Raw genomic sequence first — 16,639 nt, forward strand, 5'->3', positions numbered from 1 at the left:
TCCGTTCGGGGGGATGAGGTCGGGGCCATGGGGTCTTGCAGCTGCGCCCCCGCTTTGCCGGGACAGCTATCCGTGACCGTTGGCCGCTCGTCGTCTTTCATCATGCGTTTCCTGCGCACACTGCTGTGTGCCCTCTGCCTGTTGCCGGCAATCGCCGGCGCCCAGGACTGGAACTACCGGGTCCGCCCCGGCGATACCCTGTGGGACCTCGGCGCGGCCTATCTGAAGCCCAGCGTCGGCTGGCAGCAGCTGCAGCAGCACAACCGCATCGACAATCCATACCGGCTGCCGCCGGGTGAGCTGCTGCGCTTCCCGATCGGCTGGCTGCGCGTTGAACCCGCCCCGGCGCGGGTACTGGCCGTGCGAGGGCAGGTTGAATTGAGCGCGGCCGATGGCAGCAGCAGCCGCACGGTGCGCGCAGGCGAACTTCTGCACATCGGCGATGCGATCCAGACCAAGGCCGATTCCAGCATCACCCTGGAATTCGCCGATGCGTCGCGGTTGCAGCTGCGCGAGTACTCACGACTGCGGCTGGACCAGCTCAGCCGCTATGGCCGCACCGGCATGGTCGATACCCGCCTGCGCCTGCAGCAGGGGCGCGCCAGCAACCGGGTCACCCCTGCGCGCGGGCCGGCCTCGCGCTACATCATCGATGCCCCCACGGCCACCAGCAGCGTGCGCGGCACTGTGTTCCGGGTCAGTGCCGGCGATGACGCCCATGCCGGTGCCACCGAGGTACTGGAGGGCAAGGTGCAGGTCGGCAACCCGCATGGCCAGCGTCTGGTGCACCCCGGCCAGGCCAGCCGCAGCGCGGGCAGCGGAGCGGCGCCCGAAGCGGTTTCCGGCCTGCTGCCGGCACCGCGCCTGCATGCCGATTCGACCCGCCTGGGAGCCCTGCCGGCACAGCTGGCGTGGGAGCCGGTGACCGGTGCCGATCATTACCGGGTGGAAGTCGTGCAGGCCGCCACCCCGGAAATCCTGCTGTTTGCCACCACCACCACCGACACCCGGCTGGTGATCGGCGAGCTGCCGCCAGGAACGCTGCGCCTGCTGCTGCGCGCGGTGGATGCACAGGGCGTGGAAGGCCTGGATGCCAGCGAAGATTTCGTCCTCGACGACCAGCCGCCACCACCGCTGACCATCTCCCCGCTGCAGGGTCAAACGGTCAACAGCGACCGTCCCCGCTTCCACTGGAGCCAGGCGCCCGGCGCCAGCAGCAGCGTGCTGCAGGTGGCCGACGAGCCACAGTTCCTGCAGCCGCTGCGCGAGCAGAGCACCGGCAGCACCGACCTGCGCCTGGGCCAGCCGCTGCCTCCCGGCCAGTACTACTGGCGGATCGCCTCGCGTGATGACCAAGGCCACCAGGGTCGCTATGGCCAGGCAATGACACTGCAACTGACCGATGAGCCCGTGGACCCGGCACTGCAACCGCCGGAAGCAGCCAATGGCGAGCTGACGGTGCGCTGGCAGGCGGGAAGCGATGGACAGCGCTACCGGGTGCAGGTCGATCGTCGCGGCGACTTCAGCGCGCCGCTGCTCGATACCACCGTCGACCAGCCGCAGGTCAGCTTCAAGCGACCGTGGCGCGGCACGCTGCACATCCGTGTGCAGTACATCGATGACGACGGCCATGCTGGCCCGTTCTCGCCTGCCCAGCAGGTCAAGCTGCCGTGTCGCCTGTGCTACGGCGCCGGCGGCAGTGCCCTGCTGCTGTGGCTGTTGCTGTGAGGCGCTCGCCGCTGCCATGGTCGCGACGGATCCTGCTGGCCCTGCTGGCGGGTGCAGCGACAGCGGGGGTCAGCCATGGCCAGTGGCTGTGGCGGCAGGACGAGACCGCGTACGACCTGATGGTAGGCAGCTGGGATTACCGCCCCGACCCCAGCGTGCTGATCGTAGCCATCGACGAGGGCAGCCTGCAGCGGCTGGGTCAGTGGCCGTGGCCGCGCTCGGTGCATGCGCGCCTGCTGGACCGCCTGACCGACGCTGGTGCCGAGCGCGTCGCGCTGGACCTCATGCTGTCCGAGCCCGACCGTCGCGATGCGCGCCAGGATGCCGAGCTGGCAGCGGCGATCCGTCGCAATGGCCGTGTGGTGCTGCCGGTGCTGGCCGCGCCGGCCGCCGGTGACCGCATGGCCGAGGAAATGCTGCCGATCCCGCTGATTGCCGCCAGCGCTGCCGCCATCGGCCACAGCGACGTTGAAGTCGACGGCGATGGTGTCGCCCGCGGGGTCTACCTGCATGCCGGCATCGGCCAGGCACACTGGCCGGCACTCGGTCTGGCCTTGACCGGACTGCCACCGCAACGCGCACAGGGCCTGCCCGACCCTGACCCGGCGCTGGACTCGCCCTATCAATGGCGCCGCAATGATTACGTGCGCGTGCGTTATGCCGGGCCACCGGAACGCCTGCCGCAGGTGTCCTACGCCGATGTGCTGGAAGGGCGCGTGGATGCCTCGATGCTGCGTGGCAGGCGCATCGTGGTGGGCATGACGGCCAGCGGCATCGCCACCCGCCTGTTGACCCCCACCACCCGCGAATACTGGATGAGCGGCAGCGAGTACCAGGCCAACATCGCCTCGATGCTGCTGCAGGACAAGCAGATCGACGTGTTGCCCCGCGCCTGGCAGGACGCCCTGGCCGGCCTGCTGGTGGCCATGTGCGTGCTGCTGCTCGGGCTGCGCCTGCCCTGGGTGGTTGCCCTGTGCTCGCTGCCGGCCGCGCCGCTGCTGAGCTGGCTGCTGCTGCGCACCGGCAGCCTCTGGTGGGCTCCGGCCGGCGCGCTGCTCGGCATCGTGCTGGTGCTGACGGCGTGGGCGACCTGGCGCATCGCCTCCTGGCACCGCCAGGCCAACCGGGATGCGCTGACCGGGCTGGGCAACCGCCTGCGCTTCGAACAGTCGCTGCAACAGGAATGCGATGCGGCGCGCCGCAGTGGCAAGCCACTGACCCTGGCCCTGATCGATGTCGACCACTTCAAGCACCACAACGATCGCCATGGCCACCAGGTCGGCGACCGCGTGCTGTGCGAAGTGGCCCGCCTGATCCAGGCGCATGCCCGGCGCCCGCGCGACATGGCTGCCCGCTACGGCGGCGACGAATTCGCACTGGTGCTGCCCGACACCCCGGTTGAAGGCGCGCGGCAGGTGATCGAAGATCTGATCTCCTGCATCCGCGCCCTGCCGCCGCCCGGCGATGGCAGCAATTCAGGCGTCACCCTGACCATCGGCGTCTACACCCGTGTGCCCGACGGCGACCTGCAACCGCATCATTTCGTCGAAGGCGCCGACAACGCGCTGTACCGGGCCAAGGACAATGGCCGCGACGGCTATGTGATCGACGGCGGCACGCCCGCGCCGTAGCGCCCGGCAGGCCTGCCGGGGCGCTGCAGGCTACAACATACGCATGCGAATGGTTAGACTGGAAGCCCCGCCCCTGCCCGGTTCCCGCATGAAAGCCAGCACGTTCCGCTTCGGCATCAACCTGTGGCCACCGTTCCTGTTCACCGGCATCCATGTCACCCGGATCACCCCGGACTACCGGCAGATCGACGTGGAACTGCGCCTGCGCCCCTGGAACCGCAACTACGTCGGCACCCACTTCGGTGGCAGCCTGTTTGCGATGACCGATCCGTTCTGGATGCTGGGCCTGATGCACACGCTGGGCCGCGACTATTACGTCTGGGATCGCGCCGGTGCGATCGATTTCCTCAAGCCCGGTCGTGGAACGGTGCGCACGTCTTTCCGCATCGACGACGCCCTGCTGGATGAACTGCGCACGGCGGCGGCCGGTGGCGAAAAAGTGCTGCGCTGGTTCAGCAACGACGTGGTCGACGAAGCTGGCGAGGTGGTCGCGCAGGTACGCAAGCAGGTCTATGTGCGCCTGAAGCCACACGCACGGTAAAGCGGGCCGGCGCACGCCCGGCTATCCTCTGCAGCCCTGCCATGGAGGCTGCAATGCGCCTTTTCTTCCGTGTTGCGGCACTGACCGCCCTGCCCTTCGCCGCCACTGCACTGGACGTGCCGCCGGTGCGCTATCCCGCCGTGCCCGCCCAGGCCACCACGGCCGAGGGTTTCGTACCTGCCGGCTGGACGCTGGAATACAGGATCGAAGGCGACCTCGACCAGGACGGGCGCGCAGACCTCGCGCTGGTGCTGCGCCAGCAGGACCCGCGCAACATCATCGAACACGATGGGTTTGGTCCTTCGCCGTATGACAGCAACCCGCGCATCCTCGCCATCGCCTTCGCGCGACCGTCCGGTTACGTGCTGGCCGCGCAGAACCACACGCTCATTCCGCGGCCGGACTCGCCCGTGCTCAGCGATGCGCTGGCCGAAGGCACCGGCGTGTCGATCCAGCGCGGCGCACTGCGGGTGGGGTTGTACTCGTTCTCCAGCGCGGGCAGCTGGTCGATGGGCACCACCACGTTCACGTTCCGCTGGCAGGAAGGCGACTTCGCGCTGATCGGCTACGACCGCAATACGATGATGCGCAATTCCGGGCAGACCGAAGGCCTCAGCGTGAACTTCTCCACCGGCAAGGTGAAGCTGACCGAAGGCAGCATGCAGGACGACGAGGAACAGGTGCGCTGGCAGCCCCTGCGTGACCGCAAGCGCTGGACGCTGGACAGCGTCGGCGATGGCTGGGCGTTCAATCCGCTCGGCGACGGCGGCTGAGCGCGGCTCAATCAACCCGCAACGGCATCGACAGATACGGGCCTTCGCCTTCGCGCGCAGGCCCGCGCCGCAGCACCTGCACATAGCGGCCGTCGGCAGACACCTCGGGCGTGCGGGCGTTCGAACGCCATTGCGCCGGCAACCGCGCCAGCGCCTCGTCGGCGGGCCCGGGCTGCTGCCGCAGCCAGCGCTGCGCGCCGAGCAGGCGGATCATCGCCGCCGTATCCTGGCTGCGCGCCGCGTACGGCGCATGGTGCGGCCCGGCGATGGCACTCAACGTGCATCCCAGCGGATTGGCCATGCAGCGCACATCCCAGCGGGAGGGTGGCGATACAGGGAGCGGGACGTCGGCCGCCAGCGCCTTGGCTGCAGCGGGCCGGCATGCCCAGCCAAAACTGCCGGCGATCCGGGCCAGGGTGTGGTCGCGATCCAGCAGTAGACGGCTGCCCGCTGTCTGCGTGGACGCTTCCACCGCCGCCTTGTTCATCGCGAATTCGCCCTGCATTGCCTGGCACAGGCTCTGTTCGTCGACGTCCAGTGGCTGCAGCGCCGCCTCGCAGGGGGCGGGCAGCGCGTAATCCGGCGATTGCTCGGCCAGCATGTCGCCAAGCAGCGCGGCATGGGTCCGCACCACGGCGGCGCCCATCATGCCGTCCACCAGTGTGCTGCCGGTCCGCATCATCCGCCGACCAAACTGCACCGCACTGCAGCTGCCCTCGATGGCACCGGCCACATCGCCCTGCAGATAGGCCAGTGCCTGTGCACTTGCCCCATCCAGCAGCGGCACATAGGCCGGCAGAGGCATCGGCTCGTTTCCGCTGGGCCGGAACGGGGAATCGAAGCGATCGTAGTCCGCCATCCGGGCCAGCCGCTCGTGCAGGCCGGCATGCCCGGCGTGGGCGTCAGCGAAGCGCTGCGGATCAGTGCGTACCTGTGCCAGGCAGCCGACCGGTCCGACTGCACAACGACCTGACCGGTCCAGATTCAACGGCGCTCGCCTGGCGGCCAGCACCGACGCATGCGACGCCTGCGTGGGCGCCGTCTGCCAGCGCTGCAGATCTTCGGCCAATGCCGCCTCACGCTGGGCCAGGTCCAGGCCATCGAAAGGCAGCGTCCACAACAGGGCGAAGCCGTTCCTGCCTTCACCGGGATGCGCGGCTTCGAGCAGGCGCACCTCTTCCCGCTGGTCGGCCGACAACGGCCAGAACCTCGACAGCAGCCATGCCGCGGTGGCGATCACCAGCAGCCCCAGCATTGCCCTGCCCAACCACCGCAGCATCCTCAACACAGCATCCTTTCCCTGCATGGCCAACGCCTCCAACCCGCAGCGTAAACGAGCAGCGGTGACCGCTACAATGCGCGCATGTCGCTCGATGCCCCCGCCCTGGTTCCCCGCCCCTCCCTGCAGCGCCTGTTCCTGACCGGCCTGCTGACCCTGTTGCCGATCTGGCTGACCTGGGTGGTGGTCAAATTCGTGTTCGTGCTGCTGTCGGGCATCTCCAGCCCGCTGGTGGTGCCGCTGTCCGAACAGATCGCGACCAGCTTCCCGCATTACCTCGGCTGGGTCCGCGCGGAATGGATCCAGAACACCATTGCCCTGCTGGCCACCCTGCTGGTGATCCTGGCGGTGGGCGTGGCCAGCCGCCGCGTGGTCGGCCAGCGCCTGCTGCGCTGGGTCGGCGCGGTCATCAAGCGCATTCCGCTGGCCAGCATCATCTATGACAGCGCCAAGAAGCTGCTGGACATGCTGCAGACCGAGCCGGGCAGTACCCAGCGCGTGGTGCTGATCGACTTCCCGCACCGCGACATGAAGTCGGTGGGCCTGGTCACCCGGGTCATCAAGGAACAGGGCACCGACCGCGAACTGGCGGCCGTCTATGTGCCGACCACGCCGAACCCGACCTCGGGCTATCTGGAGATCGTGCCTGTCGAACTGCTCACCCCGACCGACTGGACGGTGGACCAGGCAATGAGCTTCATCATTTCCGGCGGTGCAGTGGCACCAGCCAGCGTTCCGTTCACCCGCGCCGGCGATCGTTCCGAATGAGCGAGGCGTCGCACGCGCGCCCGCTGCAGGACCGCGCGGTCCTGCTGTTCATCGTGCTGGCTGCGTTCTTCTGCGGCAACGCGGTGCTGGCCGAACTGATCGGGGTGAAGATCTTTGCCCTGGAAGACACCCTCGGCATCGATCCGCTGAACTGGAACCTGTTCGGCCAGACCGGCTCGTTGAGCTTCACCGCCGGCACGCTGCTGTGGCCGGTGGTGTTCATCATGACCGACACCATCAACGAATTCTTCGGCAAGCGCGGGGTGCGTTTCATCTCGTGGCTGGCGGTGGTGCTGATCGCCTACGGCTTCCTGTTCGCCTTCGCGGCGATTTCGCTGGCACCGGCCAGCTGGTGGGTGACCTCGATGGATGCCCACGGCGTGCCCGATTACCAGGCCGCCTTTGCGGCGGTGTTCGGACAGGGCATGTGGACCATCGCCGGTTCGCTGGTGGCGTTCCTGTTCGGCCAGTTGATCGACGTGGCGGTGTTCCACCGCATCCGCCAGGCAACCGGCGAGCGCCATGTATGGCTGCGTGCCACGGGTTCCACTGCGGTCTCGCAGCTGGTGGACAGCTTCGTGGTGATCTGGATCGCCTTCGTGCTCGGCCCGCAGCACTGGCCGACATCGCTGTTCCTGGCAGTGAGCAGCGTCAACTATGTCTACAAGATGGGCTTTGCGGTTGCCCTGATTCCGTTGCTGTACCTGATGCGGCGTGCAATCACCCGCTATCTGGGCGAACACCGCTCCGCCGACCTGCGCGTTGCGGCCGCGGCTGACTGAAGCCCCAGCGACGCGCAAGCTGACTGCGCCCCCACGCTGGCCGTACGCGCGCGGATCGTGCAAGCTCCACGGTCTGTGTTCCACGGAAGCTTCTTGATGCCGTATTCCCCCCGCGTCCTGGCCGCCGCCATCGCCGCGTTGTTCCTGTTCAGCGCCGTTCCCCCGGCCGAAGCAGCGAAGAAGAAGGGCAGCCGCCCCGCCGCCGCGCAGACCCGCCAGGCGGCCAAGCCGAAGGCCCGCGCCGGCACACGTGCCACCACGCCCGCCCGCGGCAGTTCGGCGCGCCGCGCCGCGCCGCGCCCGGTCGCCCCTGCCCGTGCGGTGCCCAAGCAGGTGCAGCTGGAGCGGCTGTACGACGAATATTGGGATGCCTCCATGCGGTTGAACCCGCTGCAGGCCACCTTCCAGGGCGAGCCGCGCTACAACGACCAGCTGCCCAACATCCTTTCTGCCGCGTGGCGCCAGCAATCGCACGACTTCACCACCGAATGGCTGGGCAAGGTCGAGAAGATCGGCAGCGACGGCCTGCAGGGGCAGGACCTGCTCAGCTACGAGATCTTCGTGCGTGATGCCCGCGCTTCGCTGGCCGCCGAACGTTATCCGAGCTGGATGATGCCGATCAGCCAGTACTACAACGTCGGCAGCATCATGGCCATCCTCGGCGCCGGTGCTGGCGCACAGCCGTTCAATACGGCCAAGGACTACGACACCTGGTCGCGACGCTCGCTGGGCATCCCCGACCTGTTCGAGCAGGCCATCGACAACATGCGCCAGGGCATGAAGGCCGGCGTGGTGCAGCCGCGCGACCTGATGGAAAAGGTACTGCCGCAGCTGGACGCGGTGATCAAGCCGACCGCCGAAGAGAGCATCTTCTGGTCGCCGATCCGGACCATGCCCGAGTCCATCTCCGCCGAAGACAAGGCGCGCATCAGCGCCGAGTACAAGCGCATGATCGAACTGCGCATCATGCCGGCCTACCGCGCCCTGCGTGGCTTCATCGCCACCGAATACCTGCCTGCCACGCGCAGCAGCAGCGGCCTTGGTGCACTTCCCGACGGCCAGGCCTGGTACGCCAACCTGATCGTGCAGACCACCGCCAGCCAGCAGACCGCCGCGCAGCTGCATGCGCTGGGCGAGCAGCGCGTGCAGGAGCTGCAGGCGCAGATCACCACGGTGATGCGCGACGGCAAGTTGCGCGGTTCGCAGGCCAAGCTGCTGCGCGGCATGCGCAACGATCGCCAGTTCCAGTACAGCGATGCCAACGCGCTGCTCAACCGTTACCGGCAGGTGCAGCAGCAGGTAGATGCACGTCTGCCGCAGGTACTGGACACCCTGCCGAAGGCGCCGCTGCAGATCCGTGCAGTGGAACCGGAGCGTGCCATGACCGCCGCCGCAGCCTCCTACCAGCCGTCTCCGCCGGGACAATCCGGCGTGCTGTTCGTCAACACCCGCGACCTGCCCAGCCGCAAGCGCTGGAACGTGCCGGTGCAGTACCTGCACGAAGCCATTCCCGGCCACCATGTGCAGCTGGGCCTGCAGCAGGAGCTGACCAAGCTGCCGCGCTTCCGCCGTCTCGGCGGTGATCTCGCCTTCGTCGAAGGCTGGGGCCTGTACGCGGAAACCCTGGGCGACGAGCTCGGGGTGTACACCGATCCGTACGACCGCATTGGTTATCTGTATTCGCGCCTGCTGCGCGCCGCGCGCGTGGTCGCCGATACCGGCGTGCATGCGCAGGGCTGGAGCAAGCAGCAGGCCGTGACCTATCTGCAGAAAACCGTGGACATGAGCGCTGACGATGCCAACGCGGAAGTGGAACGGATCATGGCCCAGCCTGGCCAGGCGCTGTCCAACGTCGCCGGCCTGACCACGATCATCGCCCTGCGCGACAAGGCCAAGGCACGCCAGGGCGCTGCGTTCGACCTGCGCCGCTTCCATGCCGAAGTGCTGAAGGACGGTTCGATGCCGCTGGATGTACTGGACCACAAGATCGAACGCTGGCTGGCACAGCCGGCCGCTGCAACGCCTGCGCCCGCGCCCTGACTGTCACGGAGCTGCCATGCGCCCTGCCGCCCTGCTGTGTGCCACGGTTCTCGCTCTGCTGCCGTCGATAGCGTTGGCAGCGGCACCGCTGGCACCGCCGGATGCAGGCATCGATGGGCTGATGCAGGCCTACGATGGCCAGGTGCCGGGCGCGGCGGTGCTGGTGCTGCACGACGGGCAGCCGGTGTTCCGTCGCGGCTACGGCCTGGCCGTGGTTGAAGATGGCAGCGCAGTCACGCCGGCCAGCAACTTCCGCCTGGCCTCGGTCAGCAAGCAGTTCACCGCTGCGGCGGTGCTGTTGCTGGTCGAGGACGGCCGCCTGGCGCTGGACCAGCCCGCGCGGCGCTGGCTGCCGGAGCTGCCGCCCGCCGCTGCCGGCATCACCCTGCGCCAGTTGCTGTCGCACACCAGCGGCCTGCTGGACTACGAAGACCTGATGGACCCTGCCGACACCCGGCAGGTGCACGACACCGATGTGCTGGCGCTGTTGGCCCGCGAAGATCGACTCGCCTTCGCACCCGGCAGCCAGTACCGCTACAGCAACAGCGGCTACGCATTGCTGGCGCTGATCGTCGGCCGCGCCGCCGGCAGCGACTTTGCCAGCTTCCTGCAGCAGCGCATTTTCCAGCCGCTGGGCATGGCGCACACCGTCGCCCACCAGGACGGGATCGACCAGGTCGCGCAGCGGGCCTATGGCTACAGCGAAGTTGACGGACGTTGGCAGCGCACCGACCAGAGCACCACCAGCGCCGTGCTCGGCGACGGTGGCATCTACTCCTCGCTGGACGACCTCGCCCGCTGGGACGCAGCCCTGTACGACGACCGCCTGCTGTCGGCCGCATCACGCAAGGCCATGTTCAGCCCGGCCACCACCACCACCGAAGCGGACGTGCCGCATTACGGTTTCGGCTGGCGCCTGAACGGCCGCATGCACTGGCACAGCGGCGAGAGCATCGGCTTCCGCAATGTGATCCTGCGCTACCCGGACAAGCACCTGACAGTCATCGTGCTGAGCAACCGCAACGCCCCCGAACCCTATCCGCTGGCGCAGAAGATCGCCCAGCGCTGGCTGGACACCCTGCAATGACCACCACGACCACCGGCCTGCTGGGCATCCACCATGCCGCACTGATCTGCAGCGACTACGCCCGCTCGAAAGACTTCTACGTGCGCGTGCTGGGCCTGCGCATACTGGCCGAGAACCACCGCGCGGCACGCGACTCATGGAAACTGGACCTGGCCCTGCCCGATGGCGGCCAGCTGGAGCTGTTCTCCTTCCCCTCGCCCCCCGCACGGCCCAGCCGCCCCGAAGCCCAGGGCCTGCGCCACCTCGCGTTCCGGGTAGCCGCGCTGGAACCCTTCGTCGAACGTCTGGCCCGCCACGGCGTGGAATGCGAACCGATCCGCGTGGACGAATACACCGGCCGCCGCTTCACCTTCTTCGCCGACCCCGACGACCTGCCGCTGGAGCTGTACGAGACCGGCTGAGCGATTTTCAATCGCGGAAGTTCATCCACGCATGGCGTGGATCTGCGTGTCGACCAAGGTCGACACCCACCAAGAGCAGGCAACGCCATTCCAACCGATCGCGGAAACCTGTCGAAGGCGGGGTGGGTCCGGTTGCGGGGGTGTCCGCGGCATGGATGCCGCGGCCAAGCCCCCATGGATGGGTTTACGGCGTCCCCCGCAACCGGACCCACCCCGCCATCCCACGGAATGCACGCCGTTGCCGTTGCCGTTGCAGTTGCAGTTGCAGTTGCAGTTGCGGGTGCCGGGCGCAGCCCGGCCAAAGCCCCCCCTTCCCCATACCCCGCCGAATGGGTATACAGTCGACCCGTACCGGCATCGTGCCGGAATGAACCCTGGGAGGGGACCATGCGCAAGACCTTCAAGACCCTGCTGCTGGCGCTGCCGCTGTGCCTGGCCGCGCTCTCCGCGCAGGCCGCCGACAGTGCCACCGGCCGCTGGAAGACCATCGACGACAAGACCGGCAAGGTGAAGTCGATCGTCGAGATCAGCCAGGCCGCCAACGGCACGCTGTCCGGCAAGGTGGTCGAGATCCTGCACTCGGACAAGGGGCCGAACCCGGTCTGCGATGGTTGCGAGGGCGCCAACAAGAACAAGCCGGTGAAGGGCATGACCATTCTCTGGAACCTGAGCCAGGACAAGGGCACCACCAGCAAGTGGTCCGGTGGCACCATCCTCGACCCGGCCAACGGCAAGACCTACCGCTCGAAGATCGAGCTGCAGCCGGGCGGCGGCAAGCTGGACGTGTCCGGCTGCATCGCCTTCATCTGCCGCGCGCAGACCTGGGTCCGCGAGTAAGCGTCCCGGCCCCGGCAATGCCCTGGTGACCCGGCTCCGGCCGGGTCACCGCGTTGCGGGCATGCGATAATCCCCGGTTCCCCCTGGCTGCACCCCGTGACCATGACCCGTACCGCGCTCGTCACCACCGCCCTGCCCTACGCCAACGGCCCGCTGCACCTGGGCCACCTGGTCGGCTACATCCAGGCTGACATCTGGGTGCGGGCGCGTCGAATGAGTGGCGGCAAGGCCTGGTTCGTGTGCGCCGACGACACCCACGGCACGCCGATCATGCTGGCTGCGGAAAAGGCCGGGGTCACCCCGGAAACCTTCATCGCCAACATCCAGGCCAGCCACGAGCGCGATTTCGCCGCTTTCGGCGTCGCCTTCGACCATTACGACTCGACCAACTCCGCCGCCAACAAGGCGCTGACCGAAGCGTTCTACCTGAAGCTGGAAGCGGCCGGCCACATAAGCCGCCGTTCGGTGGCGCAGTTCTACGACCCGGCCAAGGGCATGTTCCTGCCCGACCGCTACGTCAAGGGCATCTGCCCGAACTGCGGCAGCGCCGACCAGTACGGCGACAACTGCGAGGTCTGCGGCGCCACCTATGCGCCGACCGACCTGAAGGAGCCGCGCTCGGTGATCTCCGGGGCAACCCCGGAAATGCGCGATTCGGAGCACTTCTTCTTCGAGGTCGGCCACTTCGACGGCTTCCTGCGCGACTGGCTGGCCGGCGATGTCGCCCTGCCGGGCGTGAAGGCCAAGCTGGGTGAATGGCTCAACGCCGAAGGCGGCCTGCGTGCGTGGGACATCTCGCGCGATGCACCGTACTTCGGTTTCGAGATTCCCGGCCAGCCAGGCAAGTATTTCTACGTCTGGCTGGACGCGCCGATCGGCTACCTGTCCAGCTTCCAGACGTTGTGCGGCAAGATCGGCGAGGACTTCGAAGCGCACCTGCGCGCCGGCACCAGCACCGAGCTGCATCATTTCCTCGGCAAGGACATCGTCAATTTCCATGGCCTGTTCTGGCCGGCGGTGCTGCACGGCACCGGCCACCGCGCGCCGACCCGCCTGCACGTCAACGGCTACCTGACCGTCGATGGCGCGAAGATGAGCAAGTCGCGCGGCACCTTCGTGATGGCGCGTACGTTCCTCGATGCCGGCCTGGAGCCGGAGGCACTGCGTTACTACTTCGCCGCCAAGTCCGGTGGTGGCGTCGACGACCTCGACCTGAACCTGGGCGACTTCATCGCGCGCGTCAACGCCGATCTGGTCGGCAAGTTCGTCAACCTCGCCAGCCGCTGCGCCGGTTTCATCAGCAAGCGCTTCGATGGCCAGTTGGCCGCGCAGCTGCCCGACGCGGCGCAGTACCAGCGCTTCGTCGATGGCCTGGCGCCGATCCGTGAGGCATACGAGCGCAACGACCCGGCCGCGGCAATCCGTCTGACCATGACCCTGGCCGATGAAGCCAACCGCTACATCGACGACGTCAAGCCGTGGGTGATCGCCAAGCAGGAAGGCGCCGATGCGCAGCTGCAGGCGGTCTGCAGCCAGGGCCTGAACCTGTTCCGCGTACTGGTCACCGCCCTGAAGCCGGTGCTGCCGGCCACCGCGGCGCAGGCCGAGGCCTTCCTGGCCGCGCCGGTGAATGACTGGACCGAGCTGGCGCAGCCGCTGCTGGGCCACCGCATCACCGACTACACCCCGCTGTTCACCCGTATCGACCCGAAGAAGATTGACGCCATGATCGACGCCTCCAAGGACACCCTGACCGCCGCCGCCCCCGCTGCCAAGGTTGAAGCAAGCAAGCCCGCCGCACCGGTGGTGGCCAAGGAAGAAGCAAAGAGCGCCGACGCGCCGGCCTACATCGGCATCGACGACTTCGCCAAGCTCGACCTGCGCATCGGCAAGGTGCTGGTGTGCGAGTTCGTGGAAGGCTCGGACAAGCTGCTGCGTTTCGAACTGGATGCCGGCGACCTCGGCAAGCGCCAGATCTTCTCCGGCATCCGCGCGAGCTACGGCGAGCCGGAAGCGCTGGTCGGCCGCAGCGTGGTGTTCATCGCCAACCTGGCACCGCGCAAGATGCGCTTCGGCCTGAGCGAAGGCATGATCCTGTCGGCCGGTTTCGATGGCGGCGCGCTGGCGCTGCTGGACGCCGACAGCGGCGCGCAGCCGGGCATGCCGGTTCGTTGATGCAGTACGGGCGCGGCCCTGGCCGCGCCCGGTCATGAGCACCGCGAAGGGAGGTACCGTGATGGGAGATGCTGCGTTGGAACTGGCGCTGTTCGACTTCGACCACACTGTCACCACCTGCGACACCTATGGCCGCTTCCTGCGCCGGGTCGCCACCGCCGAACAGCTGGCACAGGCCTGGTGGAAAGTCGGCCCGTGGCTGCTGGCCTACAAGCTGAAACTGATCTCCGCCGAGCGCATCCGCGCACGGGTGACCCGGTTGACCTTCAGCGAGCGCCACGCCGATGACATCGAGACGCTGGCTGCGGGCTTCTCCCGCGAGTTCCTGCCCGATGTCGTGCGTCCGGAAATGCTGGAGCAGATCCGCTGGCACAAGGAGCAGCAGCACACCGTGGTGGTGGTGTCCGGTTCACTGGACCTGTACCTGCGGCCGTGGTGCGAACAACTGGGCCTGCAGCTGATCTGCAATCGGCTGGAAAGCGAAAGCGGGCGCCTGACCGGCCGCTACGCCGGTGGCGATTGTGGTCCGCGCAAGGTCGAGCACATCCGCCGCCAGTTCGACCTGTCACGTTACACACGCATCCATGCCTACGGTGACAGCGCCGAGGATCGTCCGATGCTGGCCCTGGCGCACGAGCGCTGGTACCGCGGCAAACCCCTGAAGTAACCACACGCGCAGCCTTCGCCACGCATGAGCCTGATTCCGCCCCTGACCGAACGCCTGGACCGCTTGCTGCCGCAGACCCAATGCGGGCAATGCGGTTACGACGGCTGTCGCCCGTATGCGCAGGCGATGGCACGTGGCGAGGCGGGCGTGGATCGTTGTCCGCCGGGCGGCGATGCCGGTGCGCGGGCGTTGGCGCAGGTGCTGGGGGTGCCGGCGCTGCCGTTCGATCGCAGCCGGGGCGAGCACAAGCCGCCGCAGGTGGCGTTGATCGTGGAGGCTGACTGCATCGGTTGCACCAAGTGCATACAGGCGTGCCCGGTGGATGCGATCGTCGGCGGGGCGAAGTACATGCACACGGTGATTGCCGATCTGTGCACGGGGTGCGAGTTGTGTATTCCACCGTGCCCGGTGGATTGCATCGAGCTGGTGTTGGTGTAGGTTTTTTTTTGCGACGCCGCGGCGTCGCGTTGCGCTGAGAGCAACAGCAACAACAACAGCAACGGCAACAGCTGGGAGCGTCGGCTGCCTGGGTTTGATGATCTGGGCGGGTGGGCGGGCAACTGCAATGCCATGGCTGGGGTATTGGTGGGTGCGGACCTTGGTCCGCACTATCTGTCCGATGTCATGAACCCTCGTCGCAATCGACCTTTACCGTGCACGCTGGCAACTGCCGAATCAGGATGTCTGTCGCAGATTGCTCGATCATTCGCGCCCCCCTGCGCCAGCTGCGCTTGAGGCCCTTCAACAGCATGCAAAAATGCTGAAAGCGTCTTGATGGTGCGAGCAATGCAACTCGTCTGATTGGCATTGCGCAGCAGCAGGTTTACAGATGATGAGCCACCGAAAAAAGGTGGCCGGGCTTCGAAAACCCGCTTTGTCGAACGTTGTTTACGCTTGCCAGCCGGCGTCACCTTGCGTGGCGCCGGCTGGCAATCCGTCTGCCGGTCATGGCGGGCGGGGCGTGGGGGCCTTCGGGCCAGCCGGAGCGTTCGACACCGGTTTTCGAGCCACGTCTCCGTCCGCCACCTTTGAGTGGCGGCTACCGTCTGTCCTGCACGGAGCCTTGCCATGAACGCATCGGATTTGCCCCATCTGCACGCCTACCTCGGCCCGGCAGACGCCGACGAGGACACGGAACCGTCGCCAGCGCTTGATCCCACCACGCTGGTTGCGACCCTGCGGCGCATCGGTACCGGCGCCGCCGCTGACGGTCAGCCGTGGCCGGAGCGGCATCAACTTCCCAGCCGGTGCATGGCGCTGGCCGATGCCGATTGCGCGCTGGCCGGGCTGCGCGTGGTGCAGGAGGTCCTGCTGGCCGCCGAACGCACCCGGCAGAACGGCGCGCCGCAGGAGTACGTCGGCGACCGGGTCATGGAAGGCCTGATGCTGGCCTGCCTGGCCTTGTGCACGCAGGCAAGCACACGACTGCAGCCGCAGCTGTAACGGATGTTGCAGCGTCAGCCCCCCGGCAAACGGGGTCAGATCCCTTTTCCGGAGGAAAAGGGATCTGACCCCTGTCCGGTCATTACGGCACTGCCGCCGTAACGATGATCTCGACCTTCCATTCGGCGTGCGCAAGCTTGGCTTCAACCGTGGCACGGGCCGGGGTCGCGCCCTCCACCACCCACTCGTCCCACGCCTTGTTCATGCCCTCGAAATCGGCCATGTCGGCCAGGAAGATCTCCGCACGCAGCACGTGCTGGCGGTCACTGGCCACCAGCGCCAGCAGCTTGTCGATCTCGGCCAGCACCTGCCGGGTCTGGCCGGTGATGTCCTGGCTGGTGTCTTCCGGAATCTGGCCGGAAAGGTAGGCGACCTTGTTGTACACGGTCATCTCGGACATGCGCGGTCCGACGTCGTAACGCTCCATCATGGGCGTGGCTCCTGCGGGTGGTCTGGACTGCATTTTCACCCAGCCGGCGTTGGAAGT

The 16,639-nt window shown here is 67.5% G+C and carries 16 protein-coding genes; 14 read left to right on the top strand and 2 right to left on the bottom strand.

Features of this window, described 5'->3' with window-relative positions:
- The first annotated feature begins 27 nt into the window (after positions 1-27).
- The 4 genes from D0Y85_RS14775 (at position 28) to D0Y85_RS14790 (ending at position 4,673) form a co-directional block, all read left to right on the top strand.
- A complete protein-coding gene (locus D0Y85_RS14775; RefSeq protein WP_117310975.1) occupies positions 28-1,728 on the top strand; it encodes a FecR domain-containing protein in 1,701 nt (566 codons plus the stop codon).
- A complete protein-coding gene (locus D0Y85_RS14780; RefSeq protein WP_117310976.1) occupies positions 1,725-3,359 on the top strand; it encodes a CHASE2 domain-containing protein in 1,635 nt (544 codons plus the stop codon). Before D0Y85_RS14775 ends, D0Y85_RS14780 begins: the two co-directional genes overlap by 4 nt.
- Positions 3,360-3,447: 88 nt before the next feature.
- A complete protein-coding gene (locus tag D0Y85_RS14785) occupies positions 3,448-3,900 on the top strand; it encodes a DUF4442 domain-containing protein (protein WP_032975063.1) in 453 nt (150 codons plus the stop codon).
- A 53-nt stretch (positions 3,901-3,953) separates the two neighbouring features.
- The gene (locus tag D0Y85_RS14790) at positions 3,954-4,673 is read left to right on the top strand and encodes a hypothetical protein (protein WP_117310977.1); all 720 of its coding nucleotides are present in this window, start codon (positions 3,954-3,956) and stop codon (positions 4,671-4,673) included.
- Positions 4,674-4,680: 7 nt separating this feature from the next.
- Here the strand turns inward: D0Y85_RS14790 and D0Y85_RS14795 are convergent, their stop codons facing one another.
- Positions 4,681-5,952: a hypothetical protein gene (locus tag D0Y85_RS14795; RefSeq protein ID WP_229290093.1), complete on the bottom strand. Its 1,272-nt coding sequence runs from the start codon at positions 5,950-5,952 to the stop codon at positions 4,681-4,683.
- Between the two features lie 84 nt (positions 5,953-6,036).
- Here D0Y85_RS14795 and D0Y85_RS14800 point away from each other — a divergent pair, with 84 nt between their 5' ends.
- From D0Y85_RS14800 to D0Y85_RS14845, 10 genes are all read left to right on the top strand, one after another.
- Positions 6,037-6,720, top strand: coding sequence for a DUF502 domain-containing protein (locus D0Y85_RS14800; RefSeq protein ID WP_032975065.1), 684 nt, complete (start codon positions 6,037-6,039; stop codon positions 6,718-6,720).
- Positions 6,717-7,502 carry a queuosine precursor transporter gene (locus D0Y85_RS14805; RefSeq protein ID WP_117310978.1) on the top strand — a complete coding sequence of 262 codons (786 nt, stop codon included), beginning with the start codon at positions 6,717-6,719 and terminating at the stop codon, positions 7,500-7,502. The genes D0Y85_RS14800 and D0Y85_RS14805 overlap by 4 nt, the downstream gene beginning before the upstream one ends.
- A 96-nt stretch (positions 7,503-7,598) precedes the next feature.
- Entirely contained in the window at positions 7,599-9,542 is a 1,944-nt protein-coding gene (locus D0Y85_RS14810; protein WP_117310979.1) for a DUF885 family protein, read from the top strand.
- A gap of 16 nt (positions 9,543-9,558) precedes the next feature.
- Positions 9,559-10,629, top strand: a complete 1,071-nt coding sequence (locus D0Y85_RS14815; protein WP_117310980.1) for a serine hydrolase domain-containing protein — start codon at positions 9,559-9,561, stop codon at positions 10,627-10,629.
- Positions 10,626-11,030, top strand: a complete 405-nt coding sequence (locus tag D0Y85_RS14820; protein WP_032975068.1) for a VOC family protein — start codon at positions 10,626-10,628, stop codon at positions 11,028-11,030. The genes D0Y85_RS14815 and D0Y85_RS14820 overlap by 4 nt, the downstream gene beginning before the upstream one ends.
- Before the next feature lie 387 nt (positions 11,031-11,417).
- On the top strand, positions 11,418-11,867 hold the full coding sequence (locus D0Y85_RS14825; protein ID WP_117310981.1) for a DUF2147 domain-containing protein: 450 nt from the start codon (positions 11,418-11,420) through the stop codon (positions 11,865-11,867).
- A gap of 102 nt (positions 11,868-11,969) precedes the next feature.
- Positions 11,970-14,042 (top strand): methionine--tRNA ligase, encoded by a 2,073-nt coding sequence (gene metG, locus D0Y85_RS14830; RefSeq protein ID WP_117311947.1) that lies wholly within the window; start codon positions 11,970-11,972, stop codon positions 14,040-14,042.
- A gap of 76 nt (positions 14,043-14,118) precedes the next feature.
- Positions 14,119-14,709 (top strand): HAD family hydrolase, encoded by a 591-nt coding sequence (locus D0Y85_RS14835; RefSeq protein ID WP_025879084.1) that lies wholly within the window; start codon positions 14,119-14,121, stop codon positions 14,707-14,709.
- A gap of 24 nt (positions 14,710-14,733) precedes the next feature.
- Positions 14,734-15,147: an Rnf electron transport complex subunit RnfB gene (gene rnfB, locus D0Y85_RS14840; protein WP_032952130.1), complete on the top strand. Its 414-nt coding sequence runs from the start codon at positions 14,734-14,736 to the stop codon at positions 15,145-15,147.
- A 630-nt stretch (positions 15,148-15,777) separates the two neighbouring features.
- Complete coding sequence (locus D0Y85_RS14845; protein WP_117310982.1) at positions 15,778-16,152, top strand: hypothetical protein; 375 nt, start codon at positions 15,778-15,780, stop codon at positions 16,150-16,152.
- Positions 16,153-16,234: 82 nt separating this feature from the next.
- Here D0Y85_RS14845 and D0Y85_RS14850 read toward each other — a convergent pair whose 3' ends face one another.
- On the bottom strand, positions 16,235-16,582 hold the full coding sequence (locus D0Y85_RS14850) for a RidA family protein (protein ID WP_025879081.1): 348 nt from the start codon (positions 16,580-16,582) through the stop codon (positions 16,235-16,237).
- Between the last annotated feature and the right edge of the window lie 57 nt (positions 16,583-16,639).

Source organism: Stenotrophomonas sp. G4, from assembly GCF_003428825.1.
Lineage (GTDB): Bacteria > Pseudomonadota > Gammaproteobacteria > Xanthomonadales > Xanthomonadaceae > Stenotrophomonas > Stenotrophomonas indicatrix.

What these genes read in the sequence shown, in the direction of transcription:
- D0Y85_RS14775 (WP_117310975.1), top strand. Translation starts at nt 28, where the DNA reads ATGGGGTCTTGCAGCTGCGCCCCCGCTTTGCCGGGACAGCTATCCGTG.
- D0Y85_RS14785 (WP_032975063.1), top strand. Translation starts at nt 3,448, where the DNA reads ATGAAAGCCAGCACGTTCCGCTTCGGCATCAACCTGTGGCCACCGTTC.
- D0Y85_RS14790 (WP_117310977.1), top strand. Translation starts at nt 3,954, where the DNA reads ATGCGCCTTTTCTTCCGTGTTGCGGCACTGACCGCCCTGCCCTTCGCC.
- D0Y85_RS14795 (WP_229290093.1), bottom strand. Translation starts at nt 5,952, where the DNA reads ATGCTGCGGTGGTTGGGCAGGGCAATGCTGGGGCTGCTGGTGATCGCC.
- D0Y85_RS14800 (WP_032975065.1), top strand. Translation starts at nt 6,037, where the DNA reads ATGTCGCTCGATGCCCCCGCCCTGGTTCCCCGCCCCTCCCTGCAGCGC.
- D0Y85_RS14805 (WP_117310978.1), top strand. Translation starts at nt 6,717, where the DNA reads ATGAGCGAGGCGTCGCACGCGCGCCCGCTGCAGGACCGCGCGGTCCTG.
- D0Y85_RS14810 (WP_117310979.1), top strand. Translation starts at nt 7,599, where the DNA reads ATGCCGTATTCCCCCCGCGTCCTGGCCGCCGCCATCGCCGCGTTGTTC.
- D0Y85_RS14815 (WP_117310980.1), top strand. Translation starts at nt 9,559, where the DNA reads ATGCGCCCTGCCGCCCTGCTGTGTGCCACGGTTCTCGCTCTGCTGCCG.
- D0Y85_RS14820 (WP_032975068.1), top strand. Translation starts at nt 10,626, where the DNA reads ATGACCACCACGACCACCGGCCTGCTGGGCATCCACCATGCCGCACTG.
- D0Y85_RS14825 (WP_117310981.1), top strand. Translation starts at nt 11,418, where the DNA reads ATGCGCAAGACCTTCAAGACCCTGCTGCTGGCGCTGCCGCTGTGCCTG.
- metG (WP_117311947.1), top strand. Translation starts at nt 11,970, where the DNA reads ATGACCCGTACCGCGCTCGTCACCACCGCCCTGCCCTACGCCAACGGC.
- rnfB (WP_032952130.1), top strand. Translation starts at nt 14,734, where the DNA reads ATGAGCCTGATTCCGCCCCTGACCGAACGCCTGGACCGCTTGCTGCCG.
- D0Y85_RS14845 (WP_117310982.1), top strand. Translation starts at nt 15,778, where the DNA reads ATGAACGCATCGGATTTGCCCCATCTGCACGCCTACCTCGGCCCGGCA.
- D0Y85_RS14850 (WP_025879081.1), bottom strand. Translation starts at nt 16,582, where the DNA reads ATGATGGAGCGTTACGACGTCGGACCGCGCATGTCCGAGATGACCGTG.